The following is a 25,370-nucleotide window of genomic DNA, read 5'->3' on the forward strand; positions in this document are numbered from 1 at the left end:
AGGGGTTCTCCTTGAAGTGCGGGATGAAGGCGCGCGCAATCAGCGCCGAGCCTTCCGAGTCTGCATCAAGTCTACGACCTCTTGAGCGGCGGCCCCCACGTCGCCGTTGACGACCTCGTGATCGAACTCGTCCACGGCGGCCAACTCGACCTTCGCGGTGGCCAGGCGACGCTGCTGTTCGGCGTTGTCCTCGGTGCCGCGGCCGACCAAGCGGCGCACGAGCTCCTCCCAGCTCGGCGGCTGCAGGAAGACCAGGGTCGCCTCGGGCATCTCGCGGCGCACCGCCCGCGCTCCCTGGATGTCGATCTCGAGCAGCACGCTGTTGCCGTCGGCCAGCGCCGTCTCGACCGGCTCACGCGGAGTGCCGTAGCGATGGGCGTTGTGGACGGTCGCGTGCTCGAGGAGCTCGCCCGCCTCGATCATCCGATCGAACTCGGCGTCGTCCACGAAGTAGTAGCTCACGCCCTCCACCTCTCCCGGGCGCGGGGCGCGGGTCGTGGCCGAGACGGACAGGGCGACGCCGGGGTGGTTGTCGCGGATGTGGGCGGCGACGGTGCCCTTGCCGACGGCGGTGGGGCCGGCCAGCACGACGAGTCGATTGGACGCACCCCGCTGCGCGGCCAGGCGGTCGATGAGGAACCCGCGCAGGCGACGGCGCTGGTGCCGACCGAGGCCGCCGAGACGTTTGGCCGGCGAGATGCCGAGGTCGTGGATGAAGCGGTGCATCTTGGTCACACCGATGGACGGGATGGCGGTGAGGAACTCGGTGACTCGGATGCCACCCTCCACACTCGACGGCTCGTCACCGGCGATGCGCATGACATCGAGCGGACTGCGCTCTCCCGACGCGATCTCGGCCTTGACGGCGGCTCGAGCCCTTCGCGCGGCCACGGCTGCGCGCGATGCCGCTACCCGGTCCACCTCGGGCGGTGTGCCGTACTCAGCCACGATGCTTCTCCACTTCCTCCGATCGACGGGAGATCGCGTCAGCGAGTCCGTCGGGCCCAGCCTCCAGTATGCTGCGTGATTCCGACACGATGAGGCCGGTCGAGAGAGATCCGAAGATCCGACGCTGGTCGGCGACGTCGGCGCCCTGGTGGCCGAACCCCGGAGCAAGCACGGGCAGCGCATTGTGCGGTTGATCGGCGTCGATGTCGATACCGAAGGTGCGAGGGTCGATGGTGGCGCCGATCACCGCTCCCGCCGACCCGAAGCGCGCAGGCTCCTGGCCGGCGTTCCAGGCCGTGAGCTGGTCGATCACGTCGGCGGCGACCGTGGTGTCGGCCTCGGGAAGCCGCGCCAACTGAACTCGCGCCGCCTCGGGGTTCGAGGTGGCCGCGAGAACGAAGACGCCCTTCCCGTTCTCGGCGGCATATGCGAGTGTCCCGCGCAGCGATCCGACGCCGAGGTACGGGCTCAGTGTCACGGCATCGGCCTCCAGTGGCGACCGCGGACGCAACCACGCCTCACCGTAGGCGTCCAAGGTCGATCCGATGTCGCCGCGCTTGGCGTCGGCGATCACGACGAGCCCTGCCGACCGCGCCTCGGCGAGTACCCGCTCGAGGGCGGCGAAGCCGGCGGATCCATGGCGCTCGAAGAAGGAGACCTGCGGCTTGACGATGCCGGCGAGGCCGTGCGCCGCGTCGACGACGCGCAGGCCGAACTCGCGGGCACCGGTCGGCGAGTCGTCCAGCCCCCACTTCGCGAGCAGCCAGCTGTGCGGGTCGATGCCGACGCAGAGGTGGCCGAAGCGGTCGAAGGCGAGTCCGAGCCGGTCGCCGAACGCGATCATGCGCGGGCCGCCCGGGCCACGGCGTACTCCTGCAAGCTGGTCACGTCGAAGCCGTCGCCCGCCACCTCGAGGGCAGCGACGGCCGCCGTGAGCTCGGCGATGGTCGTGAACAACGGGATGTCTCCGGCCACCGCTGCCGCACGGATCTCGTAGCCGTCGGCACGGGCCGACCGGCCGCTGGGCGTGTTGATGACCACCTGCACCTCCGACCGCCCGATGAGGTCGACGATCGTCGGTGCCCCGTCGTCGGACCGGTCACTGTACTTGGCGATGACGTCGGACGGGATGCCGTTGCGGCTGAGCACCTCCGCCGTCCCCTCGGTGGCGACGACGCGGTAGCCGAGTTGACTGAGTCGCTGCACCGGAGAGATGACGGCGCGCTTGTCACGATCGCTCACCGACACGAACACGCTGCCGCCCGTCGGCATGCCACCGTATGCAGCCAGCTGGCTCTTGGCGAACGCGCGTGGGAAGTCGCGGTCGATGCCCATCACCTCGCCCGTCGAGCGCATCTCGGGGCCGAGCACCGAGTCGACCATCCGACCGTCCTTGGTGCGGAACCGACGGAACGGCAGCACGGCCTCCTTCACGGCGACCGGCGCATCGAGCGGCACCCGCGATCCGTCCTGCTGCGGCAGCATGCCATCCGTTTTCAGCTCGGCGATCGTGCTGCCGACCATGATGAGCGATGCCGCCTTGGCCAGCGGGATGCCGAGCGCCTTCGACACGAACGGAACCGTGCGGGACGCGCGCGGGTTGGCCTCGAGCACGTAGAGCACGCCGGCGCCGATGGCGAACTGCACGTTGAGCAGCCCGCGCACGCCGATGCCCTGCGCGATGGCGAGCGTCGCCTCGCGCACCCGGTCGATCTGCCCGCGGCCGAGCGTGACAGGCGGCAGCGTGCAGCTCGAGTCGCCCGAGTGGATGCCGGCCTCCTCGAGGTGCTCCATGACGCCGCCGATGTAGAGCTCGGTTCCGTCGAAGAGGGCGTCCACGTCGATCTCGATGGCGTCGTCCAGGAAGCGGTCGACGAGCAGCGGATGCGTCGCATCCACGATGCCCTGACCGTCGATGCGATCGAAGTAGTCGGCCAGCGATGGGCTGTCGTAGACGATCTCCATGCCACGGCCGCCCAGCACGAAGCTCGGGCGCACCAGGACGGGGTAGCCGATCTCCTCGGCGACCGCCACCGCGCCGGTGTACTCGGTCGCCGTGCCGTTCCGAGGCGCGAGCAGGCCCGCGTCGTCGAGGATGCGGGAGAAGGCTCCGCGCTCTTCGGCGAGGTCGATGGCCTCCGGAGTGGTGCCGAGGATCGTGATGCCGTTCTCCTGCAGCCCGGCGGCGAGCCCGAGCGCGGTCTGGCCGCCCAGCTGCACGACGACGCCGACGAGTACGCCCGACTGCGACTCGGCGTGGATCACCTCGAGGACGTCCTCCAGCGTGAGCGGCTCGAAGTAGAGCCGGTCGCTGGTGTCGTAGTCGGTCGAGACGGTTTCGGGGTTGCAGTTGATCATGATGGTCTCGTAGCCCGCATCCGAGAGGGCGAAGGAGGCATGGACGCAGGAGTAGTCGAACTCGACACCCTGACCGATGCGGTTGGGGCCCGAGCCGATGATGACCACCTTGCGGCGATCACTCGGCACGACCTCGGTCTCCTCGTCGTAGCTCGAGTAGTGGTACGGCGTGAGAGCCGGGAACTCCCCCGCGCAGGTGTCGACGGTCTTGAAGACGGGACGGACACCGAGGATGTGGCGGATGTCGCGCACGTCCGACTCGCCGAAGCCGCGCAACTGCCCGATCTGCGCATCCGAGAAGCCGTGGTCCTTGGCGTACCGCAGCACGTCGGTGTCGAGCGCCTCGGCATCCGCGATCACGTCGGCGACCTCGTTGATGAGCACGATCTGGTCGAGGAACCACGGGTCGATCTTGGTCGCCTCGAACAGCTGCTCGACGCTCGCACCGGCCCGGAGCGCCTGCTGCACAACGACGATGCGCCCATCTGTCGGCGTCGCCGCGATCTCGATGAGCTCGTCGACGGATCGGCTCTCATCGCCCCAGTGGAACGAGGACCCCTTCTTCTCGAGCGACCGCAACGCCTTCTGCAGCGCGGAGGCGTAGTTGCGCCCGATGGCCATCGCCTCTCCGACGCTCTTCATCGTGGTGGTGAGGGTGGGGTCGGCGGCCGGGAACTTCTCGAACGCGAACCGCGGCACCTTGACGACGACGTAGTCGAGGGTCGGCTCGAAGCTGGCCGGCGTGACCTTCGTGATGTCGTTGGGGATCTCGTCGAGGCGGTAGCCGATGGCGAGTTTCGCGGCGATCTTGGCGATCGGGAAGCCGGTCGCCTTCGAGGCCAGCGCGGACGAGCGCGAGACTCGCGGGTTCATCTCGATGACGATGATGCGTCCGTCCGACGGATCGACGGCGAACTGGATGTTGCAGCCGCCCGTGTCGACACCGACCGCCCGGATGATGTCTATGCCGATGTCGCGGAGCTTCTGGTACTCGCGGTCGGTCAGCGTGAGCGCCGGTGCGACGGTGATGGAGTCGCCCGTGTGCACGCCGACGGGGTCGACGTTCTCGATCGAGCAGACGACGACCGTGTTGTCGGCGGTGTCGCGCATGAGCTCGAGTTCGTACTCCTTCCACCCGAGGATGGACTCCTCGAGCAGCACCTCGTGCGTCGGCGAGTCGTGGATGCCCTGACCGGCGATGCGGACGAGGTCCTCCTCGGTGTAGGCGAATCCGGAGCCCAGGCCGCCCATCGTGAACGAGGGCCGAACGACCAGCGGATAGCCGAGGTCGATGGCGAACTCCTTGGCCTGCTCGAGAGTCGTCGCGATGTGGCTGCGGGCGACCTCCGCTCCGCACTCGATCACCAGCTCCTTGAAGATCTGGCGGTCCTCGCCCTTGTTGATCGCCTCGAAGGACGCGCCGATGAGCTCGACGTCGTACTTCTCGAGCACGCCGTTCTGGTGGAGGGCGATGGCCGCGTTGAGAGCGGTCTGGCCGCCGAGGGTCGGCAGGATGGCGTCCGGCTTCTCCTTGGCGATGATGGTCTCGATGACCTGCCAGGTGATGGGCTCCACGTAGGTGGCGTCGGCGAAGTCGGGGTCGGTCATGATGGTCGCCGGATTGGAGTTGACCAGGATGACACGCACGCCCTCCTCGCGCAGCACCCGGCAGGCCTGGGTGCCGGAGTAGTCGAACTCGCAGGCCTGGCCGATGACGATCGGACCGGAGCCGATGACGAGGACGGAGCGGATGTCGTCGCGCTTGGGCATCAGTGGTCGTCCTCCTGGACGTCGGTCTCTGGGTCTCGATACGCGGCTTCGCTGCTACTCGACCTGCTCCGCTGGTTCTGGCGAACCATCTCCGCAAATCGGTCGAACAGGTAGTTGGCGTCGTGCGGGCCGGCCGCCGACTCGGGGTGGTACTGCACGCTGAAGGCGGGGATGTCGAGGCAGTTGAGACCCTCGACGACGTTGTCGTTGAGGTCGTAGTGGCTCACCTCGACCCGGCCGAAGCCCTCGCTCGACTCGCTGACCTCGTCGATGGGCGCGTCCACAGCGAAGCCATGATTGTGCGCGGTGATCTCGACGCGACCCGTCGCGCGATCGAGCACCGGCTGGTTGATGCCGCGGTGGCCGAACGGCAGCTTGTAGGTGCCGTAGCCGAGGGCGCGGCCGAGTAGCTGATTGCCGAAGCAGATGCCGAAGTAGGGCACATCGGCACGCAGCACCGTGCGCAGGATGTCGACGTGGTCATCGGATGCCGCCGGGTCGCCCGGACCGTTGGAGTAGAACAGCGCGCTCGGCTCCAGCGCCAGGATCTCCTCGGCCGTCACCGTCTGCGGCAGGACGATGACGTCGAAGCCGCGCCCGGCGAGGTGATTCAACGTGCTGGTCTTGACGCCGAGGTCGAGGACCGCCACGCTGCCGATGCGCTCCCCGACGGCCGACACGGTGTAGCGCTCGGGGGTGGAGACCGCGCCGGAGAGGTTCTGGCCGCTCATCTCGGCGCCTTGGCGCACGATGTCGAGCTGCTCGGCCTCGCTGAGCTCGGCATCCGCTCCGCTGAAGATGCCCGCCCGCATCGCGCCGGCCGATCGTAGGTGGCGGGTGATGGCACGGGTGTCGATGCCGCTGATACCCACCACACCCGAAGCAACCAGGTCGTCGTCGAGGCTGCGCTGCGCACGGAAGTTCGACACCACCCGGGAGGGGTCGCGCACCACGAACCCGGCGACCCAGATCTTCGAGGACTCCATGTCCTCGTCGTTGGCGCCCGTGTTGCCGATGTGAGGCGCGGTCATGAGGACGATCTGGCCGGCATAGCTCGGGTCGGTCAGCGTCTCCTGGTACCCGGTCATGCCGGTGGCGAAGACGGCCTCTCCGAGGGTGCGTCCCTCGGCTCCGTATGCACGGCCGCGGTAGCGGTTGCCGTCCTCGAGGACGAGCACGGCGGGGCGGGGAATCGCGGCGGGCATCAGCTCTCGCTTTCGGTCGAGTCGGTGGTGGCGGACGAGTCTGCCGAGGGCGCGATGGTGGACGGCGCGATCGCGGTCAGCGCGGTGAGCACGGTGGCGCGCTCCGCGGCATCCGTGAAGCGCAGGTAGCTGTCGGCGAGCGTGTCGGAATCGTTCGGCATCCAGGTCAGGCAGATCAGACCGCCCTGTTCGACGACCCGGTCGATCGTGTAGGTGGCCGGCCCGGCCCCATGGATGGCGGGTGTCGGGATCCACACGTCGTCGACGCCCGGTATGACCAGCCGCACACCGTCGGACCCCACGGAGATACGGGCGCGGGCGCGGAACGCGAGCCCGGTCAACGCCCGGCGCTCGAGCGGCTTCTCGTGCACCGTGCTCGCCACATAGAACGTGTCTGCCGTCACCGTCGGCGTCTGCGGGGTCTCGGGCGGCGGGTACCCGGATGCGCCCGCTTCGCGGCGTCGGCGTGACCGCCATCCGAGCCACATGCCGAGCAGCACGAGCGCCAGGACGGCGATGATGATGACCAGGGGAAGGGTCAGGTTGCTCACGCTCCGACCTCCTCGACGCGTCCGTCGAGCACCGTCGCGTAGCCGTTGTGGAAGGTCGCCATCACCCGGCCGGGCAGCGTGCGCCCCAGGTAGGGCGAGTTGACGCTGCGCCCGGCGAGGTCCCCCGTGCCGAATTCGCGCGATGCGGCGGGGTCGTAGAGCGTGAGCTCGGCGGGCGATCCCACGGCGAGCTCCTGGCCCTGCCCGCGGAGGCGCCCGATGCGCGCCGGAGCCGAGGAGAGCACGCGGGCGACGTCGCTCCAGTCCAGCAGTCCGTCCTCGACGACCGAGGCGTGCACGACGGAGAGCGCCGACTCGAGGCCCACCATGCCGTTGGCCGCGGCATCCCACTCGACCTCCTTGGCCTCGATCGGGTGCGGTGCGTGATCGGTTGCGACGATGTCGATGGTGCCGTCGGCGAGCGCGGCGCGGACGGCTTCGACATCCTCCCGGCTGCGGAGCGGCGGATTGACCTTGAAGCGGGCGTCGTAGGACGCGGCAAGGTCCTCGGTCAGCAGCAGGTGATGCGGGGTGACCTCCGCCGTCACCGCGATTCCGCGCGCCTTCGCCCAGCGGATGACCTCGACCGATCCCGCCGTCGAGACGTGGCAGATGTGCAGGCGAGACCCGACGTGCTCGGCGAGCAGCACGTCCCGCGCGATGATGGCCTCCTCCGCGACGGCCGGCCATCCGGTCAGGCCGAGCTCGCCCGAGAGGGCTCCCTCGTTCATCTGGGCCCCGACAGTGAGCCGCGGCTCCTGAGCGTGCTGGGCGATGACACCGTCGAATGCCTTGACGTACTCCAGGGCGCGGCGCATCAGCAGCGGATCGAACACGCAGAAACCGTCGTCGGAGAACACTCGCACCTGTGCCCGGGAGCGAGCCATCGCACCGAGCTCGGCGAGCCGCTCCCCCTTCAGGCCGATGGTCACGGCGCCGATCGGCTGGACGGTGGCGTAGCCGGCGGCCTCCCCGAGCGCGAGCTCCTGCTCGACGACTCCGGCGGTGTCGGCCACGGGCGAGGTGTTCGCCATGGCGAAGACGGCGGTGAAGCCCCCGGCCGCCGCAGCGCGTGTGCCCGTGAGCACGGTCTCGCTCTGCTCGTAGCCGGGCTCGCGGAGATGCGTGTGCAGGTCGACCAGGCCGGGGAGGGCGATCAGCCCGTCGGCGTCCACGACCGCCGCACCGGCGGCGGAGAGTCCGGAACCGATTTCTGCGATGACCCCGTCGTCGAGGACGAGGTCGGCGCGGGACCCGTCGGGGAGGCTCACCCCGCGGATGAGGAACGGCTGCGAGACCATCACGCCACCTCCCTCTCGCTCGAGCTCGGCCTCTCGCCGGAGAGGAGGAGGTAGAGGGCGGCCATTCTCACGGAGACTCCATTCGCAACCTGCTCGAGCACGCTCGACTGCATAGAGTCGGCTGCGGCGGCAGAGATCTCGAGTCCACGGTTCATCGGACCCGGGTGCATCACAATCGTATCGGGGCGCAGCCGGGCGAACCGCTCGGGATCCAGGCCCCACGCGCGGGAGTACTCCCGGCTGTTGGGAAAGAATCCGCCGTCCATGCGTTCCTGCTGGATGCGCAGCATCATGATGGCGTCCGGGGCGGCGTCGACGGCATCGTCGAGGTCGTAGCCGACGCTCGCCGGCCATCCGTCGGTGTCCACCGGAAGCAGCGTTGGGGGCGCGACGAGGCTCACCTCCGCGCCGAGAGTGTCCAACAGCCACACGTTGGAGCGGGCGACACGGGAGTGCAGCACGTCTCCGACGATCGTGACGCGCACCCCGTCCAGCGCCCGCCCACGACTGGCCGCGCCGTGCAGCCTCCGCCGGATCGTGAACGCGTCGAGCAGCGCCTGGGTGGGATGCTCGTGCGTCCCGTCGCCGGCGTTGATGATGCCGGCATCGATCCAGCCGCTCTGAGCGAGCACCTGCGGCGCCCCCGAGGCGTGATGACGGATGACGACCGCATCCGCTCCGATCGCCGCGAGGGTCTGCGCGGTGTCCTTGAGGCTCTCGCCCTTGGAAACGCTCGATCCCTTGGCGCTGAAGGTGATCACGTCGGCCGAGAGCCGTTTGGCGGCGGCCTCGAACGAGATGCGCGTGCGCGTCGAGTCCTCGAAGAACAGGTTGACCACCGTCTTGCCGCGCAGCGTCGGCAGCCTCTTGACCTCGCGCAACTGCACGTCGGCCATGTCCTCGGCCACGTCGAGCAGCTCGACGGCGGAGTCGCGGCTCAGGTCGCGGGTGGAGAGCAGGTGCCTCATGCCTCTCCTCCCTCGATGGACACGAAGTCGTCGTCGTCGACTTCCCTGAGGTGCACGTTGATGCGTTCCGAGGTTGCGCTCGGCAGGTTCTTGCCCACGAAGTCGGCGCGGATGGGGAAGTCGCGGTGACCGCGGTCCACCAGCACGGCGAGCCTGACCGCCCGCGCCCGGCCGAGGTCGCTGAGCGCGTCGAACGCCGCCCGGATCGTCCGCCCCGAGAACAGCACGTCGTCGACGAGCACGACCGTCCGACCGTCGATCGAGGTCGGGATGTCGGTGGGTGACGGAGTGCGCGTGCGGGTGCGTCCGAGGTCGTCGCGGTACATCGTGACGTCGAGCGATCCCGCGAGTGCGGCCGGGGCATCAGGCTCGATGCGCTGGATGATCGCTGCGATGCGACGGGCCAGGACGGTGCCCCGCGTGGGGATGCCGAGGATGAGGAGATCGGATGCTCCGCGATTGGATTCCAGGATCTCGTGGGAGATGCGGGTCAACGCCCGCTGCATGTCAGCGTCGGTGAGCACGATTCGCGCCACAGGACCGACCCCCTTCCCCGCCTCACAGGACGGCTGTTAAAGGTTGTCAAACTCCCCCGAGCCTAGCAGCAGCTCGGGCCGTTCCGACCCTTCGGCCGCCGCATCGGTGGCGCGCCGATCGGTGACATTCGTCACGCCGGAATCATGACCGGCCTCGTGTCCACCGAGACTCGGCCGGGAGGACCCTGAGGGCATGAGCACCATGATCCGCACCGCATCTTTGGCACTCCTCTCCGCGATCACCGCCGAGTTCCTGCTCGGCGACCAATGGTTGGGCGGCGCGGCCGGCGCCGGCCAGCAGGTGGCGCAGCTCGTGCTGTTCACCGCGTTCTACGGATCGGCCGCCGTCCTCATCCGCGAGATCGCTCGTCGATCGGGACGCGGATGGCCGAGCATCCTGATGCTCGCGCTCGCCTTCGGGGTGATCGAGGAGGGCCTCGTGGATCAATCGCTGTTCAATCCCGACTTCGCCGGCCGGCGGCTCCTCGACTCCGGATTCGTCCCCGCGCTCGGCATCGGAGGTCCGTGGACGGTCTTCGTGCTCACCCTGCATGTCGTCTGGAGCATGGGCGCTCCCATCGCCATCGCGGAGGCGCTGTTCCCGCGTCACACCGCCAGCCGCGCCGCCGTCGCCCCCCAGGTGCAGGCGCCGTGGTTGCGGACCGGCGGCATCATCACCGCCGGCATCCTCTGCGCCCTCGGCGCGGCCGCCATCTGGTTCGTCACGACCATCGCCGCCGGATTTCAGGCCGCGCCGGCGCAACTGGTGGTCTCGCTCGTCATCGCCGTCGCGCTGGTCGTCGCCGCCCTGAGACTCCCCCGCCGGCGCCCACGTGCAACGCGTCCGGCGTGGCCAGCGGTCCTCGCCGGCCTGGCGGTCTCGAGCGCCTTCCTCCTCGTCGACCACAACGCAGAGGGAATCGGCCCGTGGGCGATGACGGCAATCCTGTTGGCCCTGCTCGCGGCCGGCGCGACCAGCGCCGCCATCCTGAGACTCGATGTGCTCGGCCTGGCGATCGGCGCCGTGCTGAGCTACGGGTGGGTCGGCCTGGTCTCGGCATCGGCGGTCGGCTGGGGCGCGGTGCTCGAGCAGTCGCTCATCGTCCTCGCCGTGCTGGCGGCGGTCGTCGTCGCTCTCGTCCGTCGCTCGAGGACGCCCGCGATCGTCGAGCCCGGCGACTCGTCCCTCGGCGATCCGAGCGTGGTCGACGTCAGTCGGTCGGCCTGACCTGGGCGATCTTCGCGAGCAGCCCGTTGACGAACCCGGCCGAGTCATCCGTCGAGAGAACGGTGGCCGCTTCGACCGCCTCCGAGATCGCCACGCCATCGGGCACTTCGTCGTTGAAGAGGATCTCCCAGATGCCGATGCGCAGCAGAGCCCGATCGATCGCCGGCATGCGCTTGAGTGTCCAGCCCTGCGCGTAGGTCTCGATGAGCTCGTCGATCTCGACCTGATGGTCCACGATGCCGTCGACGATCTCACGCGCGTACAGCCAGCTGGCCTCACGCGCCGGCTCGCCCGCCGCCCGTTCCGCCTCGGTGGCGAGGGCCTGCGGCACCGTGATCTGCCGCATGTCGGCGGCGTAGAGGATGTCGAGCGCGCGCTTGCGCGCCTTGGTTCTGGCCGACACTAGTTGACGCGGCCGAGGTAATCGCCCGTGCGGGTGTCGACCTTGACCTTGGTGCCGGTCTCGAGGAACAGCGGCACCTGGATCTCGTAGCCGGTCTCGACCGTGGCGGGCTTGGTGCCGCCGGTGGAGCGGTCGCCCTGGAGGCCGGGCTCGGTGTAGGTGATCTCGAGCACGACGGATGCCGGGAGCTCGACGTAGAGCGGGTTGCCGTTGTTGAGGGCGACCGTCACCGACTGGTTCTCGAGCATGAAGTTGGCGGCGTCGCCGACGACCGTGCCCGGGACCGTGATCTGGTCGTAGTCGGACGCGTCCATGAAGACGAAGCTGTCGCCGTCGTTGTAGAGGTAGGTGAAGTCGCGGCGGTCGACATTCTCGATCTCGATCTTCGCGCCGGCGTTGTACGTGCGGTCGACGACCTTGCCGGTCACGACGTTCTTCATCTTCGTACGCACGAAGGCACCGCCCTTGCCCGGCTTGACGTGCTGGAACTCGATCACACTCCAGAGCTGGCCGTCGATGTTGAGGACGACGCCGTTGCGGATGTCAGCGGTAGAGGCCATGGGTGAGGTGATCCGTTCAATAGGGGAAGATGCGAGGCCGCTTCGCGCTGAACGCGGGGCCGACAGAACAGTCTAGACGGTCAGTCGATGCCGCGCAGGATGTGGTCGAGCGCGAGCCGGTAGGAGTCGAACCCCAGCCCCGCGATGACCCCGGTCGCGACGGCGCTGATGACGCTCGTGTGACGGAACACCTCACGCGCGTGCGGGTTCGAGAGGTGCACCTCGATGAGCGGGATGCCGGCCCCGGTCACCATGGCGGCGGCGTCCCGAAGGCCGTAACTGTAGTGGGTGAACGCCGCGGGGTTGAGGATGACCGGCGTGCCCGCATCCGCCGCCTCGTGGAGCCAGCCGATCAGCTCTCCCTCGTCGTCCGTCTGCCGGAAGTCGAGGCGGGTGCGTTCACCGTCGACGGATGCCTCCAGCGCCGCCCGCAGGTCGTCGAGCGTGGCCGAGCCGTAGACCTCGGGCTCACGCGAGCCGAGCCGGCCGAGGTTGGGACCGTTGAGCACGAGGATGGTCGTCATGATGCCCCGAGCCTAGCGGCGAGCCGGGCCCGCGCCGGCCCGACGGCTCAGTCGCGCGCGGTCGAGGTCGGCACGGCGAAGGAGCGCGGCACGGTCTTGCCCTGGAAGAAGTCGGGTCGACGCCACCACCAGATGCCCATCAGCACGGCGCCGATGACCAGGCCGCCGATGCCGACCACCGCCTCGGCACCGATTCCGAAGATGGTCACGTTGTGGCCCTTCTCGTCGGTCAGCCAGTCGGGTGCGGAGAACTGGATGGTGCCGTAGATGAACACCGCCAGCAGCATCAGCCCGCCGACGAAGGGGAAGACTCCGCGCAGGATGAAGGCTCGCACGGACGACGTGAGCGTCTTGCGGTAATACCACGTGCAGGCGAAGCCGGTGAGGCCGTAGTAGAAGGCGATCATGAGGCCGATCGAGCCGATGAGGGCGCTGAGCAGGTCGGGACTGATGAGCGTGAAGACGAGGTAGAAGGCGGCCGAGGCGATGCCCATGCCGATCGTCGACCACGTCGGCGTGAGGAACTTCGGGTGGATGCGCGCGAACTTCTCGGGGATCGCCTTGTGCGCGGCCATCGAGAGGGCGGTGCGCGCCGTGGGAAGGATGGTCGTCTGCGTGGACGCCGACGCCGATGTGAGGATCGAGGCCGCCAGCAGCAGGAGGCAGATCCGACCGAGCGGACTGTCACCGAAGAGAGCGGGGCCGATGGCTGAGAACACGTCGTTGGCATTGGCCTCGTTGCCGAGCCCGATGCCCTTCGTGGACACCCCCGCGAAGGCGACCGCCCCGGTGGTGACCAATGCGTAGGTGATGAGCAGGAGGACGGTGCTGATCACGGCTGCGCGACCGGGGGTCTTCTCCGGGTCCTTGGTCTCCTCGTTGACGGACACGGCGGTGTCCCAGCCCCAATAGATGAAGATCGCCGTGAGCATGGCCGGCGCTATGACACTGCCGAAGTCGAGGGTGAACGGATTGAACCAATCCCAGGACGGCGTGATCGAGTATGGCTCGGCTGTTCCGGAGTAGACCCGCACCAGGGCGACCACCGCGAAGAGGACCAGCACGAGCACCTCGATGCTCAGCAGCGCCACCTGGATGCGGGCGGAGAGCTCGATGCCGCGGTAGCAGATCCAGGTCATCACAGCGATCCAGACCAAGCCCGCGACGGTCGACCACAGCACGCTGTTGGCCAGGTCGGCGACGCCGGGTACGCCGAGGCCGCCGACGAAGGTGAACGAGTACGAGCCGGCGATGGCGGCGAGGTTGGCCATGACGATCACGTCGGCGACGATGATGCCCCATCCGCCCATCCAGCCGGTGACGGAGCCGAACGCGCGCGTCGCCCAGGTGAACGTGGTCCCGCAGTCCGGGTCGGCCTTGTTCATCTCCTGATAGGCGATCGCGATGAGGAACATCGGGACGAAGGCCAGCAGGACGATGCCGGGAGCCTTCGTCCCCGAAAGCAGTGCCCCGCCGCTGGCGACGATGAAGCCGACGCTCGCCGCCAGGCTGTACGCCGGGGCGGTCGAGGAGACGCCGATGACGACGCTCGAGACCAGACCGAGCGCGTCGGTCTTCAAGCCCTTTCCGGCGTCGGCCTCTGGCGGAACGACCGGAGCATCGCCGGGAGTGGTCGCTGTCATGGGGCACCCTTCGCACGCATCGTCGGGAACGACCGAACTCGGATCACCGCGGTCGGTCGACGTCGACCGATCTGATCAAGCGCAGTGTATGCCCGCGCCGAACGCTTGCGACAGTCTCAGCTGCCGATCTCCTGGTAGGCGGCGAACAGCAGCGACGTCTCGGGCGCCTGCAGCACGCTCGGGCGTGCCAGTCCATCGAGCACGATGAACCGCAGCATGCCGGCGCGAGCCTTCTTGTCGCGCTGCATGGTCGCGAGGAGCGTGTTCCAACGGCCGACCGGGTAGGTGGTCGGCAGCGACAGCGAGTCGAGGATGCTGCGGTGCCGATCGACGACGTCGTCGCCGAGTGATCCGGTGAGCCGGCCGAGCTCCGCGGCGAACATCATGCCGACGGCCACCGCTGCACCGTGGCGCCACTGGTAGCGCTCTGCGTGCTCGATGGCGTGGCCGAGGGTGTGGCCGTAGTTCAGGATCTCCCGCAGCCCCTGCTCGGTGAAATCCTCGCTCACGACCCGGGCCTTCATGTCGACGGCGAGCTCCACCACGCGCCGGAACTGCGGCGTCGTCGGGTCGGTGGCCTTATCCACATCGGCCTCGATGATGTCGAGGATCTCGGGCGAATCGATGAATCCCGCCTTCACGATCTCGGCGAAGCCCGCGAGGATCTCGTTGCGCGGGAGGGTGTCGAGCAGGTCGAGGTCGCACAGCACGGCGGCCGGAGCGTAGAAGGCACCGACCAGGTTCTTGCCCTCCGCCGTGTTGATGCCGGTCTTGCCGCCGATGGCGGCATCCACCATCCCCGCGACGGATGTGGGCACCTGGACGAGCCTGACGCCCCGCAGCCAGGTCGCGGCCACGAAGCCCGCGAGGTCGGTGATGGCGCCCCCGCCGAAGCCGATCACCGCATCCGTCCTGGTGAAGTCGGCCTGACCCATGACCTGCCAGCAGAAGGCGGCCACCTCGACGCGCTTGGCCGCTTCGGCGTCGGGGACCTCGGCGATCAGCACCTCGAGGGTGTCGCCGGCGAGGCGATCGCGCAGCTCATTGGCCTTGGCGCCGAGCGTCGGGGCGTGAATGATGAGCACCTTGCGCACGCCGGGGCCGAGCCGATCGGCGAGCTGGCTCAGCACGCCGGATCCGATGACGATGTCGTAGGGGTCGACACCCCGCACGGTGATGACGGTGTCGGTCTCGGTCACGATCTCTCCTCCAGCCAGAGCACGATGTCGGCGGCGATCTCGCTGATGGGCCGCGTCGACGTGTCGAAGCTCACGTGGGCCAGCCGTTCGTACAGCGGACCGCGTTCGGTGTTGATGCGCGCCCATGCCTCGACGGCGTCGCCGTGGAGGAGGGGGCGCTTGGAGCCGCCGATGCGCTTGGCGACGGACTCCTCGCTGATGGTCAATCGGATGACGGTCGCGTCGCGCAGGTCCTCCTGGGTGCGGGGATCGAGCACGGCGCCTCCGCCGAGCGATACCACCGCAGCCTGCTCGAGCGCCTCGGCGACCGCAGCGCGCTCGAGCACCCGGAAGAAATCCTCTCCCTCGCGCTCGAAGATTCCGCTGATGGGCCCGTGCTCGGCGACCACGACGCTGTCCGTGTCGATGAACGGGACGTCGAGCGCGGCTGCGACCCGACGTCCGATGCGGGACTTGCCCGAGGCCATCGGACCGATCAGGGCGACCGGCAACGACCGGCTCGTCATCGGCGCTCGGTGCTGAGGCCGGAGGGGATCGCGGCCAGGTAGCCCTCGAGGTTGCGTCTCGTCTCGCGCACGGAGTCCCCGCCGAACTTCTCCAGCACGGCATTGGCGAGCGTCAGGGCGACCATCGCCTCGGCGACCACTCCCGATGCCGGAACCGCGCAGACGTCGGAGCGCTGGTGGTGGGCCGTGGTGTCCTCGCCGGTGGCGACGTCCACGGTGCGCAGTGCACGCGGGACGGTGGCGATCGGCTTCATGCCCGCGCGCACCCGGAGCACCGTGCCCGTCGACATCCCGCCCTCGGTTCCCCCCGCCCGGTCGCTCTCGCGTGAGATGAGGTCGCCGTCGCGGACGAGCTCGTCGTGGGCGGCCGATCCGCGCCGGGTGGTGGTGAGGAAGCCGTCGCCCAATTCCACGCCCTTGATGGCCTGGATGCCCATCAGTGCGGCCGCGAGCTGGGAGTCGAGACGTCTGTCCCAGTGCACGTGCGATCCGAGTCCCGGCGGCACCCCGTACGCGAGCACCTCTACGACGCCTCCGAGCGTGTCGCCCTCCTTGTGGGCGTCGTCGACCTCGGCGACCATACGGGCACTCGTCTCCGGGTCGAAGCAGCGCAGCGGATCAGCGTCCAGGGCGTCCACATCGTCGGGTCGGGGCAGCGCAGAACCCTCCGGCACGCGCACCGGCCCGATCGCGAGCGTGTGGCTGACGAGACGGATGCCGAGCTCGGCGAGGAAGGAGCGCGCGACGGCGCCGAGGGCGACCCGTGCGGCCGTCTCACGGGCGCTGGCGCGCTCGAGCACGGGTCGCGCCTCGTCGAAGCCGTACTTCTGCATGCCGACGAGATCGGCGTGGCCGGGGCGGGGACGGGTGAGCGGCGCCCCACGTCCGCGACCGAGTGTCTCGGGATCGACGGGCTCGGCGCTCATCACCTCGGTCCACTTGGGCCACTCGGTGTTCCCGATGCGGAGCGCGATGGGGCTGCCCAGCGAGAGGCCGTGACGAACGCCCCCCGAGACGTTCAGCTCGTCCTGCTCGAACTTCATGCGCGCGCCGCGGCCGTAGCCGAGCGTGCGGCGCTTGAGGTCGGCTCGAACGTCGTCGAGTGAGACCGGTACCCCGGCGGGCAGGCCCTCGAGCACGGCGATGAGTTCTGGACCGTGGGATTCCCCGGCGGTGAGCCATCGAAGCATGGATCCATCCTTCCACGCGGCGCCCGGCGGTTACGCCACGGTCGCCCACCCGTGCCGCTCCCCGCCCACCCTGTCGCTCGTCGCCCGCGGTAGAACCTGGGCGGCGGTCGTCAACCCGGGCGGCGAGCGGTCGCCGGCCGGGGACCGGCGCTACCGGGCGGCGGCGCGCATCGCGGCCAGCACCGCATCCTCGTCGGGCAGCGGCAGCTCGGGGTCTCCGCCCACGAACACCCGCACCTGCAGGAGGGCCTGGTGCACCAGCATCCCCGTCCCGCCGACAGCGCGACCCCCGACGAGCGCCCACTGCTGCGCCACCGCGCTCGGCCACGGGTCGTAACTCACGTCGAACAGCAGGGCGGCGGCGCGCAGCGACTCGGGTAGGTCGATCGGCGGGCGGGCTCCCCCGGGCAGCGTCGAGACGACGAGCGTGGATTCGACGATCTCCGCTCCGTCGAAGGCGACCGTGCGCAACCTGAGACCGACCGAGGCGGCCAGCCCCGCGAGCGCCTCTCCCCTGGCCGGATCCCGCAGAAGGAGCTGCACCTCTTCGGCGCCCAGCTCGGCTGCTGCAGCGATGGCAGAGGCCGCCGTCGCTCCTCCTCCGAGTACCGTCACGTGGGTGGCGCGCGCCACGCCCTCGTCGGCCAGTGCATGCACGAGGCCCGCGACATCCGTGTTGAATCCGAGCAGTCCTCCTGCGCGATCCCAGGCGAGGGTGTTGACCGCTCCCGTGACGCGGGCGCGCCGGTCGAGTTCGCCACCGGTCGACCCGGCCAGCTCGAAGGCGCGCGTCTTGAGGGGCATGGTCAGAGAGAGGCCGCGCCAGTCGTCGTCGAGCCCGGCGATGAAGCCGTCGAGCTCGGACGAATCGACCCGATGCCTGCCGTAGTCCCAGTCGAGGCCCAGTACGTCGTACGCGGCACGATGCAGCTGCGGCGATCGCGAGTGATCGATGGGCGAGCCGAGCACCGCCAATCGCGTCAGTCGAGCGTCACTTGTACTCAGGATGCGCATCCATCCAGTCGAGCCACTTCTGCACGGCGGCGTCGTGCTCGTCGGACGTGGTGGAGAAGATCGTCTCACCGGTGTCGAGGTTCCAGGTCACGAAGTACAGCCACGGTCCGTCGGCGGGATGCAGCGCCGCGTCGATGGCGAGGTCGCCCGGGTTGGAGATGGGCCCAGGAGGCAATCCCGGATGCACGTAGGTGTTGTACGGGTTGCTGCTGTCGGCGCGCTCGGCATCCGTCGTCGTCACCCGATCCGTCTGGCCGGTGCCGTACGCGACCGTCGCGTCGGACTGCAGCAGGCCGCTGTCCCACTGCGCGGGATCGAGCCGATTGAGGAACACGCGCGACACCTTGTAGTAGTCGTCCTTGAGGCCGGCCTCGCGTTGCACGAGGGCGGCGAGCACGACGGTGTTCCAGCGCTGGTCGGGTGCGACACCGGCATCGTCGAGTGCCTTGAACGAGCGATCGACCATGGTCTTCAGCGCCTGCTGCGGCGTGGTACCCGGGTCGAACTTGTAGGTGGCCGGGAACAGGAAGCCCTCGAGGGTCGTCGCCTGCGCGGGCAGCCCGTAGGTCGCCGGTGTGGCCGCCGCAGCCGTCACGTCGGCGACGGGCACCTTGAGCGCGGCCGCCACGAGCGGGTAGATGTCGGCTGCGGCCGTCCCCTCGGGCACGGCGACGGTGTTCTCGAGCTTGTTCGCGGGATCCTGCAGCGCGGCGAGGGCGGACTTCGAACTCATCTTGGACTTGAGCTGGTAGGAGCCGGGCTGGAACACGGGATCGGGCTTGGTCTTCAGGAGCAGGTCGTAGAACGCGTCGTAGGAGGCGGTGACACCCTGCTTGTGAAGGGTCTTGGCGATGTCATCGCCGATGTCGCCGTCGTTGATGCTCACCACGACGCTCCCGCTGCCGGAGCCGCTGTAGTCGGCGGCCGGCTGCGTCGACGCGATGAACTGGTTGATCGGACCCTGCAGCGCGAACCAGCCGCCGACCGCGAGACCTACCAGGACGAGGACGATCACCAGGCAGCCGACGCCGGCGCCGCGCTTCTTCTTCTCGCGCTCGGGGTAGGCGTCGGAGTACTGGGTGCGTCGCTGTGCTCGCGACGGCGCGGTGGTGGGAGTCAGCACGGGGTCCAGCAGCGTGGCCGGGTCATGCTCCTGCTCGCGCGCCTCGCGCCGGCTGCGCGGCTGGCGCTGCTCATCGGCCGATCGTTCCCGCGATCGAGACGGCGCGACGGGTGCGGACGGCGTCACGGCCGGTGTGGGGCCGGTGCCCGAGATCAGCGCCTGCCAGCCGGCATCGTCGCCCTCGGGACCCTGCGTCGCTCCAGCGCCGCCATGGCGCGAACGGGTGTCATCTGACAAAGCTTCAGGATCCTTCGGTGGGGGCGATGGGGGTTCCGGGTGGCCGTCCCGATGCGCGCTCGGCGTCCAGCGCATGTTGCACAATGATAACGGCGGCCACCTGATCGACAACCGGGCGTTGCTGTTTCGCCTTCCGACCGGATGCTCGCAGCGCCGACTGCGCCGACACCGTGGTGAGGCGTTCGTCGACGAGGCGGACCGGCACGCTCAGGGCGACCTGGAGCGCTTCTCCGAAGCCGACGGCGTCGGCGGTGGATGCCGTCCGTTGGCCCGACAGAGCCAGCGGAAGGCCGACGATCACCTCGATGGCGCCGACCTCGGCCGCCAGCTCGACGATCCGGGCGATGTCGCGGCCGGCAGCCGTCCGATCGCGGGGGACCGTCTCGACGGGCGTAGCGAGCATGCCGTGCGGGTCGGATCGGGCGACGCCGATCCGGGCGGTGCCCACGTCGATGCCGAGCCGGGAACCGGCACGCACGCTAGCGCGCCGCCCGTACCGCTGCGATCACCGCGTCGCGGGCTGCGGAGACGGCGGACGGGTCCGTTCCACCGCCTTGGGCGAGATCGTCCTTTCCACCTCCTCGGCCGCCGAGGGACGCGGCTGCGTCACGCACCAGCGCCCCGGCCGAGAGGCCGGCATCCCGAGCGGCCTGATTGGTCGCGACGATGACGAGCGGCTTGTCGGCGGCGACCGCGGTCAGCGCGACGACCGCCGCCGAAGTCCCCAACCGCTCGCGCACGGACGTGACGAGCGAGCGCAGTTCGTCGCCCGAGGCGAGGACGCCGGCGTGCTCTGCCACGACCGACACGTCTCCGACGGTGGTCGCATTCGCCGCCAGAGCCGGAACCCGGTCGCGGAGCGCCTGAGCCTCGTACGCTGCGATCTTCTTCTCGGCCGCCTTGAGGCTGGACATCAACTCGGAGACGCGCTCGGGAAGCTTCTCGCGCGGTGTCTTGAGGTTGCTCGTCAGCGCGCCGACGATCGCTCGTTCGGCGGCAAGGTCCTGGAAGGCCTCGAGGCCGACGAGCGATTCGACGCGGCGGTTGGTCGATCCGACGCTCGATTCGCTGATGAGGTTGATCATGCCGATCTCGGCACTCGTCGAGACGTGGGTGCCGGCGCAGAGCTCGCGCGACCACGGACCGCCGATGTCGACCATGCGCACCGTGTCGCCGTACTTCTCGCCGAACAGCGCCATGGCTCCGAGCGCCTTCGCCTCGGCGACGGGCATCTCGCGCGTGGTCACCTGCAGGTTGTCGCGGATGGCGTTGTTGGAGATCTCCTCGATCTCGCTGCGGGTCGCAGGCGAGAGCGCCTTGTTCCACCCGAAGTCGAGGCGCAGGTAGCCGGCCTTGTTGAACGACCCGGACTGATGGGCGGTGGGCCCGAGCACCTGTCGCAGGGCAGCGTGGATGATGTGTGTCCCCGAGTGCGCCTGCCGCGCACCGCGGCGGTAGTCGTCGTCGACGACCGAGGTCGCGGGATCGCCCACTCCGACCTCACCCGAGCGCACCGTGACGGTGTGGCTGATGAGGCCCTTGACCGGCTTCTGCACGTCGAGCACGTCGAGCTCGTAGCCCGGACCGACGATGAGGCCCTTGTCGGCCGCCTGCCCGCCGGACTCCGCGTAGAGCGAGGTCTCGGCGAGGATGACCTCCGCCTTCTGCCCCGTGCGGATGCGATTGACGGACTCACCCCCGACGAGCAGCCCCAGCACGCGTGAATCGGTCTGCAGATCGGTGTAGCCCGTGAACACCGTCTCGCCGTGAGCACGGAAGTCCCCGTACACGCTCAGGTCGGCCAGCGCCGACTTCTTGGAGCGTGCGTCGGCCTTGGCGCGGGAGCGCTGCTCGGACATGAGGGTGTCGAATGCGGTGCGGTCCACCGCGATGCCCGCCTCATCCGCCATCTCGAGGGTGAGCTCGATCGGGAATCCGTAGGTGTCGTGCAGCAGGAAGGCGGTGTCGCCGGCGAGAGCGGGCGCCCCTGAAGCCTTGGTCTTGCCGACCGCGAGATCGAGGATGCTCGTGCCCGCCGTGAGGGTGCGGAGGAAGGTCTCCTCCTCGGCGTGCGCCAACGAGGAGATGAGCGGGTAGTCCGCCTCGACCTCGGGGTACGCGGCCTTCATGGCGTCGCGCGACGCGGGGAACAGCTCACCGAAGGTCGCCTCCTCGACGCCGAGCAGGCGCATGGCACGGATGCTGCGGCGCATCAGACGCCGCAGGATGTAGCCGCGCCCCTCGTTCGACGGTGCGACGCCGTCGCTCATCAGCATCAGGGAGGAGCGCACATGGTCGGCCACGACCCGCAATCGCACGTCATCCTCGTGGTCGGCGCCGTATCGGCGACCCGAGAGCTCGGCCGCGCGGTCGAGAACGGGGCGAACCTGGTCGATCTCGTACAGGTTGTCGACGCCCTGCTTGATGAACGCGACCCGCTCGAGGCCCATTCCGGTGTCGATGTTCTTCTTGGGGAGCTCGCCGACGATGCGGAAGTCGTACTTGGAGCGCACGTCGTCGATGAGGTACTGCATGAAGACGAGGTTCCAGATCTCGACGTAGCGGTCGTCATCCGTCGCCGGTCCCCCGTCGATGCCGTATGCCGGGCCACGGTCGAAGAAGATCTCCGAGCACGGGCCTGCTGGACCGGGTACGCCGGTCGACCAGTAGTTGGTGTCCTTGTCGAGCCGTTGGATGCGCTCGTCGGGCAGTCCCGCCACGCGCTTCCAGATGGCGATGGCCTCGTCGTCGTCCTTGTAGACCGTGACCCAGAGGTCCTTCGGGTCGAACCCGTAGCCGCCGTCCGCCTCCGCGTCGGTGAGCAGCTCCCAGGCGTAGCTGATGGCGCCTTCCTTGAAGTAGTCGCCGAACGAGAAGTTGCCGTTCATCTGGAAGAAGGTGCCGTGGCGCGGCGTGCGCCCCACCTCTTCGATGTCGCTCGTGCGGATGCACTTCTGCACGCTCGTGGCGCGCGGATACGGCGCAGGGACCACACCCGTGAGGTATGGCACGAACGGCACCATTCCCGCGACCGTGAACAGGAGGGTGGGGTCGTCGCTCACGAGGGAGGCGGAGGGCACGACGGTGTGACCGCGCTCCCCGAAGAACTCGAGCCAGCGGCGGCGGATGTCAGCAGTCTGCATGGGGTCCGTTACGGTGATGGCCGCCGGTTTGGGGCGGCAGGATGATTCGCAAGGAGCTCCGCGCTCAGCTCGCGGCTCCGTCGATGGCGTCGCGCAATTCGGCCTCGCGCCGGTGGTAGCCGTCGCTGACGGCCTCGCCGAACTCGCGAGCCTTCGTGTCGAGGTCTGCGAAGAAGGCTCGGCCCTGTTGCGTCCTGTTCACCTGGTGGGCGATGACGAAACCGGCTCCGATGCCGATCAACAGCCACAACACGTTCTTCATGCTCGCTCCTCGTTTGCTTCGTGGTGCTCGTTAAACAGTACTTGCTCAGCGACGGCGAGCAGCCCGGCCGAACCCGAGCGCAGCGCGCACCGCCGCGGAGAAACCGGCCAGCTTGATCAGCGGTCCGCCGACCGTCGCGGCGAAGAGCGCGATGAGCGCCGAGACGTTGCCGGTGACCTCGGAGACGTCCCGCGTGATGGTGTCGACCCGGGTCAACTGCTTGTTGGTCTCCCGGACGGTCTCCGTGACCTCGCCGACCAGAGGGGTGAGGCTGGTGTTGGCGTCGACGATCGCGTCGCGCACGGCGTCGAGGACGCCTCCGAACTTCCAGAGCAGGATGCCGATGAGCACCACGAGCGCTGCGAACAGCGCGGTGGCGACTAGTCCGACGATGTCACCAGCGGTCACGATCACTCCTGCATTCCGGTAGGGGCATTCAACGCGAAAGGCGGGCCATCCGAAGATGACCCGCCTTCCAGCGTAGTGAATGCGACGAGCTCTTAGCGAGCCGCGTAGTACTCGACCACGAGCTGCACTTCGCAGGTCACGGGGACCTCGGCACGCTTGGGACGACGCACGAGCGTGGCCTGCAGCTTGTCGATCTCGACATCGAGGTAAGCGGGAACCTTGGGGAGCACGTCGACGTGACCACCGGCCGCGGCGACCTGGAAGGGCTCGGTGCCCTCCGAGCGCTCCTTGACGCTGATGTGCTGACCCGGCTTCACGCGGAACGACGGGCGGTCCACGATCTTGCCGTCGACGAGGATGTGGCGGTGCACGACGAACTGGCGGGCCTGGGCGCTGGTGCGGGCGAAGCCGGCGCGCAGCACGAGGGCGTCCAGACGCATCTCGAGCAGCTCGACCAGGTTCTCACCGGTCAGGCCCTCGGTGCGGCGGGCCTCGTTGAAGGCGATGCGCAGCTGCTTCTCGCGGATGCCGTACTGGGCGCGCAGGCGCTGCTTCTCGCGCAGACGAACGGCGTAGTCGGAGTCGGCCTTGCGCTTGGTGCGGCCGTGCTCACCGGGAGCGTACGGACGCTTCTCGAGGTACTTGGCCGCCTTCGGGGTGAGGGCGATGCCGAGCGAGCGAGACAGACGCGTCTTGCTACGGGTACGTGACTTGGTAGACACGGTTTCCTTTCAATGGATTCTGAAGTATGTGACCGGCGCGCCGAAGCACATCGGTGAAGTCAGAGGGATCGGCCAACAGGGTTCGACCGGCTACAGGTCGCAGTCCCCTCACCCTGCCTTCGCGCAGCCGCACGCGAAATACAGGCTCAAGGCCTCCGACAGATTAGCACAACTCACTCGCCGCGGACGATGCGGCGGATCTTGCCGAGCCGCGCCGAGATGTCGCGCTCGTTGCCGTGTTCGGTCGGCTCGTAGTAGTCGGTCCCCTGCAACTCGCGGGGTAGGTAGTCCTGCCGCGAGACGCCGATCGGGTCATCGTGGGGGTAGATGTAACCCTTGCCGTGGCCGAGACGTTTGGCTCCCGGGTAGTGGGCGTCGCGGAGGTGCTTGGGCACGCGCCCGAAGTTCCCGGCCTTCACGTCGGCGATCGCCCGATCGATGCCCAGGTAGGCCGCGTTGGACTTGGGCGCCGTCGCGAGATGCACAACGGCCTGCGCGAGCGGGATCCGGCCCTCCGGCATGCCGATGAACTGGACGGCATCCGCGGCGGCGACGGCGACACCGAGGGCTTGCGGATCGGCCATGCCGATGTCCTCCGACGCGAGCACGATGATGCGGCGGGCGATGAAGCGGGGGTCCTCCCCGGCCTCGATCATGCGGGCGAGATAGTGAAGGGAGGCATCGACATCCGACCCGCGAACCGACTTGATGAACGCGCTGATGACGTCGTAGTGCTCGTCGCCATTGCGGTCGTATCGCAACAACGCGCGATCGACCGCCTGCGCGACGATCTCCGCTGTGATGGCAGGCGTCTTGGATGCCGCCGTGCCGGTGGCGGCCGAGACGGAGGCGGCCTCGAGCGCCGTGAGCGCTCGTCGGGCGTCGCCGGATGCCAACCGGATGATCGCGGCCCGGGCCTCGGCGTCGACGGTGACCCGGCCGTCGAGCCCTCGGGGGTCGGAGACCGCCCGGTCGACGAGGACGCCGAGGTCCTCGTCGGAGAGGGTCTCCAGCGTGAGCAGCAGTGAACGAGAGAGGAGCGGGGAGATGACGGAGAACGACGGATTCTCCGTCGTCGCGGCGACGAGGATGACCCAGCCGTTCTCGACTCCCGGAAGCAGCGCATCCTGCTGGGCCTTGGTGAAGCGGTGGATCTCGTCGAGGAAGAGGACGGTGGAGATGCCGTAGAGGTCCCGGGTCGACATGGCCTCCTCCATCACCTGACGCACGTCGCGCACGCCGGCCGACACGGCGGAGAGCTCGACGAAGCGGCGGCCGGACGAGTGCGCGATCGCCTGCGCGAGGGTGGTCTTGCCCGTGCCCGGGGGGCCCCAGAGGATGACGGAGACGTTGCCGCGTTCACCGGTCTTGTCGCTCGCCAGGGCGACGAGCGGCGAACCGGGCGTGAGCAGGTGCTTCTGACCGGCGACCTCGTCGAGGCTGCGCGGCCGCATGCGCACGGCGAGTGGGGTCGAGCCACTGCGCAGGCCGAGGCTCGCATCCGTCATGCGACCAGCGTAATCGTCGCCGCCGACACACCTCCTCGCCTCATTTGTCGCTCGAGCGAGCCC

Annotated in this window: 24 protein-coding genes; 1 reads left to right on the forward strand and 23 read right to left on the reverse strand. The window is 69.0% G+C overall.

Going from position 1 to position 25,370, the window contains the following annotated elements; translation table 11 throughout:
- Positions 1–39: 39 nt before the first annotated feature.
- Genes gmk through pyrR form a run of 8 tightly spaced genes read right to left on the reverse strand, consistent with a single transcriptional unit; the run spans position 40 to position 9,637 of the window.
- Positions 40–948, reverse strand: a complete 909-nt coding sequence (gene gmk, locus E6C70_RS04360) for a guanylate kinase (protein ID WP_235833265.1) — start codon at positions 946–948, stop codon at positions 40–42.
- Positions 941–1,792 carry an orotidine-5'-phosphate decarboxylase gene (pyrF, locus tag E6C70_RS16970; RefSeq protein WP_136422594.1) on the reverse strand — a complete coding sequence of 284 codons (852 nt, stop codon included), beginning with the start codon at positions 1,790–1,792 and terminating at the stop codon, positions 941–943. The genes gmk and pyrF overlap by 8 nt, the downstream gene beginning before the upstream one ends.
- Positions 1,789–5,076 (reverse strand): carbamoyl-phosphate synthase large subunit, encoded by a 3,288-nt coding sequence (gene carB, locus E6C70_RS04370; RefSeq protein WP_136422596.1) that lies wholly within the window; start codon positions 5,074–5,076, stop codon positions 1,789–1,791. Before carB ends, pyrF begins: the two co-directional genes overlap by 4 nt.
- Positions 5,076–6,281: a glutamine-hydrolyzing carbamoyl-phosphate synthase small subunit gene (carA, locus tag E6C70_RS04375; protein ID WP_207670031.1), complete on the reverse strand. Its 1,206-nt coding sequence runs from the start codon at positions 6,279–6,281 to the stop codon at positions 5,076–5,078. Before carA ends, carB begins: the two co-directional genes overlap by 1 nt.
- A complete protein-coding gene (locus E6C70_RS04380; protein ID WP_136422598.1) occupies positions 6,281–6,832 on the reverse strand; it encodes a PH-like domain-containing protein in 552 nt (183 codons plus the stop codon). Before E6C70_RS04380 ends, carA begins: the two co-directional genes overlap by 1 nt.
- Entirely contained in the window at positions 6,829–8,133 is a 1,305-nt protein-coding gene (locus tag E6C70_RS04385; RefSeq protein ID WP_136422600.1) for a dihydroorotase, read from the reverse strand. Before E6C70_RS04385 ends, E6C70_RS04380 begins: the two co-directional genes overlap by 4 nt.
- Positions 8,133–9,101 (reverse strand): aspartate carbamoyltransferase catalytic subunit, encoded by a 969-nt coding sequence (locus E6C70_RS04390; protein WP_136422602.1) that lies wholly within the window; start codon positions 9,099–9,101, stop codon positions 8,133–8,135. Before E6C70_RS04390 ends, E6C70_RS04385 begins: the two co-directional genes overlap by 1 nt.
- Positions 9,098–9,637, reverse strand: a complete 540-nt coding sequence (gene pyrR / locus E6C70_RS04395; RefSeq protein ID WP_268895945.1) for a bifunctional pyr operon transcriptional regulator/uracil phosphoribosyltransferase PyrR — start codon at positions 9,635–9,637, stop codon at positions 9,098–9,100. The genes E6C70_RS04390 and pyrR overlap by 4 nt, the downstream gene beginning before the upstream one ends.
- 193 nt (positions 9,638–9,830) lie before the next feature.
- Between pyrR and E6C70_RS04400 the strand changes: the two genes are divergently transcribed.
- Positions 9,831–10,865, forward strand: a complete 1,035-nt coding sequence (locus E6C70_RS04400) for an AF_0692 family protein (RefSeq protein WP_136422604.1) — start codon at positions 9,831–9,833, stop codon at positions 10,863–10,865.
- On the opposite strand, the gene nusB is transcribed toward E6C70_RS04400, so the two are convergent.
- The 15 genes from nusB to E6C70_RS04475 form a co-directional block, all read right to left on the reverse strand.
- Positions 10,849–11,268 (reverse strand): transcription antitermination factor NusB, encoded by a 420-nt coding sequence (nusB, locus tag E6C70_RS04405; protein WP_136422606.1) that lies wholly within the window; start codon positions 11,266–11,268, stop codon positions 10,849–10,851. The two genes, E6C70_RS04400 and nusB, sit on opposite strands and share 17 nt — an antisense overlap.
- Positions 11,268–11,828, reverse strand: a complete 561-nt coding sequence (gene efp, locus E6C70_RS04410; protein ID WP_136422608.1) for an elongation factor P — start codon at positions 11,826–11,828, stop codon at positions 11,268–11,270. The genes nusB and efp overlap by 1 nt, the downstream gene beginning before the upstream one ends.
- An 80-nt stretch (positions 11,829–11,908) precedes the next feature.
- Entirely contained in the window at positions 11,909–12,352 is a 444-nt protein-coding gene (gene aroQ / locus E6C70_RS04415) for a type II 3-dehydroquinate dehydratase (protein ID WP_136422610.1), read from the reverse strand.
- 47 nt (positions 12,353–12,399) lie between these two features.
- On the reverse strand, positions 12,400–13,995 hold the full coding sequence (locus E6C70_RS04420; RefSeq protein WP_136422612.1) for an APC family permease: 1,596 nt from the start codon (positions 13,993–13,995) through the stop codon (positions 12,400–12,402).
- A 116-nt stretch (positions 13,996–14,111) separates the two neighbouring features.
- Positions 14,112–15,194 carry a 3-dehydroquinate synthase gene (aroB, locus tag E6C70_RS04425; protein WP_136422614.1) on the reverse strand — a complete coding sequence of 361 codons (1,083 nt, stop codon included), beginning with the start codon at positions 15,192–15,194 and terminating at the stop codon, positions 14,112–14,114.
- Positions 15,191–15,700, reverse strand: coding sequence for a shikimate kinase (locus E6C70_RS04430; protein ID WP_136422616.1), 510 nt, complete (start codon positions 15,698–15,700; stop codon positions 15,191–15,193). The genes aroB and E6C70_RS04430 overlap by 4 nt, the downstream gene beginning before the upstream one ends.
- Positions 15,697–16,890: a chorismate synthase gene (aroC, locus tag E6C70_RS04435; protein ID WP_136422618.1), complete on the reverse strand. Its 1,194-nt coding sequence runs from the start codon at positions 16,888–16,890 to the stop codon at positions 15,697–15,699. The genes E6C70_RS04430 and aroC overlap by 4 nt, the downstream gene beginning before the upstream one ends.
- Before the next feature lie 150 nt (positions 16,891–17,040).
- Positions 17,041–17,904, reverse strand: coding sequence for a shikimate dehydrogenase (locus E6C70_RS04440; RefSeq protein ID WP_136422620.1), 864 nt, complete (start codon positions 17,902–17,904; stop codon positions 17,041–17,043).
- Positions 17,882–19,264, reverse strand: coding sequence for an endolytic transglycosylase MltG (gene mltG, locus E6C70_RS04445; protein WP_235833266.1), 1,383 nt, complete (start codon positions 19,262–19,264; stop codon positions 17,882–17,884). Before mltG ends, E6C70_RS04440 begins: the two co-directional genes overlap by 23 nt.
- Positions 19,265–19,268: 4 nt before the next feature.
- Positions 19,269–19,742 (reverse strand): Holliday junction resolvase RuvX, encoded by a 474-nt coding sequence (gene ruvX, locus E6C70_RS04450; RefSeq protein WP_136422623.1) that lies wholly within the window; start codon positions 19,740–19,742, stop codon positions 19,269–19,271.
- 1 nt (position 19,743) lies between these two features.
- Complete coding sequence (alaS, locus tag E6C70_RS04455; RefSeq protein WP_136422625.1) at positions 19,744–22,407, reverse strand: alanine--tRNA ligase; 2,664 nt, start codon at positions 22,405–22,407, stop codon at positions 19,744–19,746.
- Positions 22,408–22,471: 64 nt separating this feature from the next.
- The gene (locus E6C70_RS04460; RefSeq protein ID WP_136422627.1) at positions 22,472–22,669 is read right to left on the reverse strand and encodes a hypothetical protein; all 198 of its coding nucleotides are present in this window, start codon (positions 22,667–22,669) and stop codon (positions 22,472–22,474) included.
- Positions 22,670–22,714: 45 nt separating this feature from the next.
- Entirely contained in the window at positions 22,715–23,077 is a 363-nt protein-coding gene (locus E6C70_RS04465) for a DUF948 domain-containing protein (RefSeq protein ID WP_136422629.1), read from the reverse strand.
- A 92-nt stretch (positions 23,078–23,169) separates the two neighbouring features.
- Positions 23,170–23,799 carry a 30S ribosomal protein S4 gene (rpsD, locus tag E6C70_RS04470; protein ID WP_136422631.1) on the reverse strand — a complete coding sequence of 210 codons (630 nt, stop codon included), beginning with the start codon at positions 23,797–23,799 and terminating at the stop codon, positions 23,170–23,172.
- A 173-nt stretch (positions 23,800–23,972) separates the two neighbouring features.
- Entirely contained in the window at positions 23,973–25,307 is a 1,335-nt protein-coding gene (locus tag E6C70_RS04475; protein WP_136422633.1) for a replication-associated recombination protein A, read from the reverse strand.
- Between the last annotated feature and the right edge of the window lie 63 nt (positions 25,308–25,370).

Origin of the sequence: Orlajensenia flava (assembly GCF_004801905.1) — a bacterium.
Lineage (GTDB): Bacteria > Actinomycetota > Actinomycetes > Actinomycetales > Microbacteriaceae > Orlajensenia > Orlajensenia flava.

What these genes read in the sequence shown, in the direction of transcription:
- pyrF (WP_136422594.1), bottom strand. Translation starts at nt 1,792, where the DNA reads ATGATCGCGTTCGGCGACCGGCTCGGACTCGCCTTCGACCGCTTCGGC.
- carB (WP_136422596.1), bottom strand. Translation starts at nt 5,076, where the DNA reads ATGCCCAAGCGCGACGACATCCGCTCCGTCCTCGTCATCGGCTCCGGT.
- carA (WP_207670031.1), bottom strand. Translation starts at nt 6,281, where the DNA reads ATGCCCGCCGCGATTCCCCGCCCCGCCGTGCTCGTCCTCGAGGACGGC.
- E6C70_RS04385 (WP_136422600.1), bottom strand. Translation starts at nt 8,133, where the DNA reads ATGGTCTCGCAGCCGTTCCTCATCCGCGGGGTGAGCCTCCCCGACGGG.
- E6C70_RS04390 (WP_136422602.1), bottom strand. Translation starts at nt 9,101, where the DNA reads ATGAGGCACCTGCTCTCCACCCGCGACCTGAGCCGCGACTCCGCCGTC.
- E6C70_RS04400 (WP_136422604.1), top strand. Translation starts at nt 9,831, where the DNA reads ATGAGCACCATGATCCGCACCGCATCTTTGGCACTCCTCTCCGCGATC.
- efp (WP_136422608.1), bottom strand. Translation starts at nt 11,828, where the DNA reads ATGGCCTCTACCGCTGACATCCGCAACGGCGTCGTCCTCAACATCGAC.
- aroQ (WP_136422610.1), bottom strand. Translation starts at nt 12,352, where the DNA reads ATGACGACCATCCTCGTGCTCAACGGTCCCAACCTCGGCCGGCTCGGC.
- E6C70_RS04420 (WP_136422612.1), bottom strand. Translation starts at nt 13,995, where the DNA reads ATGACAGCGACCACTCCCGGCGATGCTCCGGTCGTTCCGCCAGAGGCC.
- E6C70_RS04430 (WP_136422616.1), bottom strand. Translation starts at nt 15,700, where the DNA reads ATGACGAGCCGGTCGTTGCCGGTCGCCCTGATCGGTCCGATGGCCTCG.
- aroC (WP_136422618.1), bottom strand. Translation starts at nt 16,890, where the DNA reads ATGCTTCGATGGCTCACCGCCGGGGAATCCCACGGTCCAGAACTCATC.
- E6C70_RS04440 (WP_136422620.1), bottom strand. Translation starts at nt 17,904, where the DNA reads ATGCGCATCCTGAGTACAAGTGACGCTCGACTGACGCGATTGGCGGTG.
- alaS (WP_136422625.1), bottom strand. Translation starts at nt 22,407, where the DNA reads ATGCAGACTGCTGACATCCGCCGCCGCTGGCTCGAGTTCTTCGGGGAG.
- E6C70_RS04460 (WP_136422627.1), bottom strand. Translation starts at nt 22,669, where the DNA reads ATGAAGAACGTGTTGTGGCTGTTGATCGGCATCGGAGCCGGTTTCGTC.
- E6C70_RS04475 (WP_136422633.1), bottom strand. Translation starts at nt 25,307, where the DNA reads ATGACGGATGCGAGCCTCGGCCTGCGCAGTGGCTCGACCCCACTCGCC.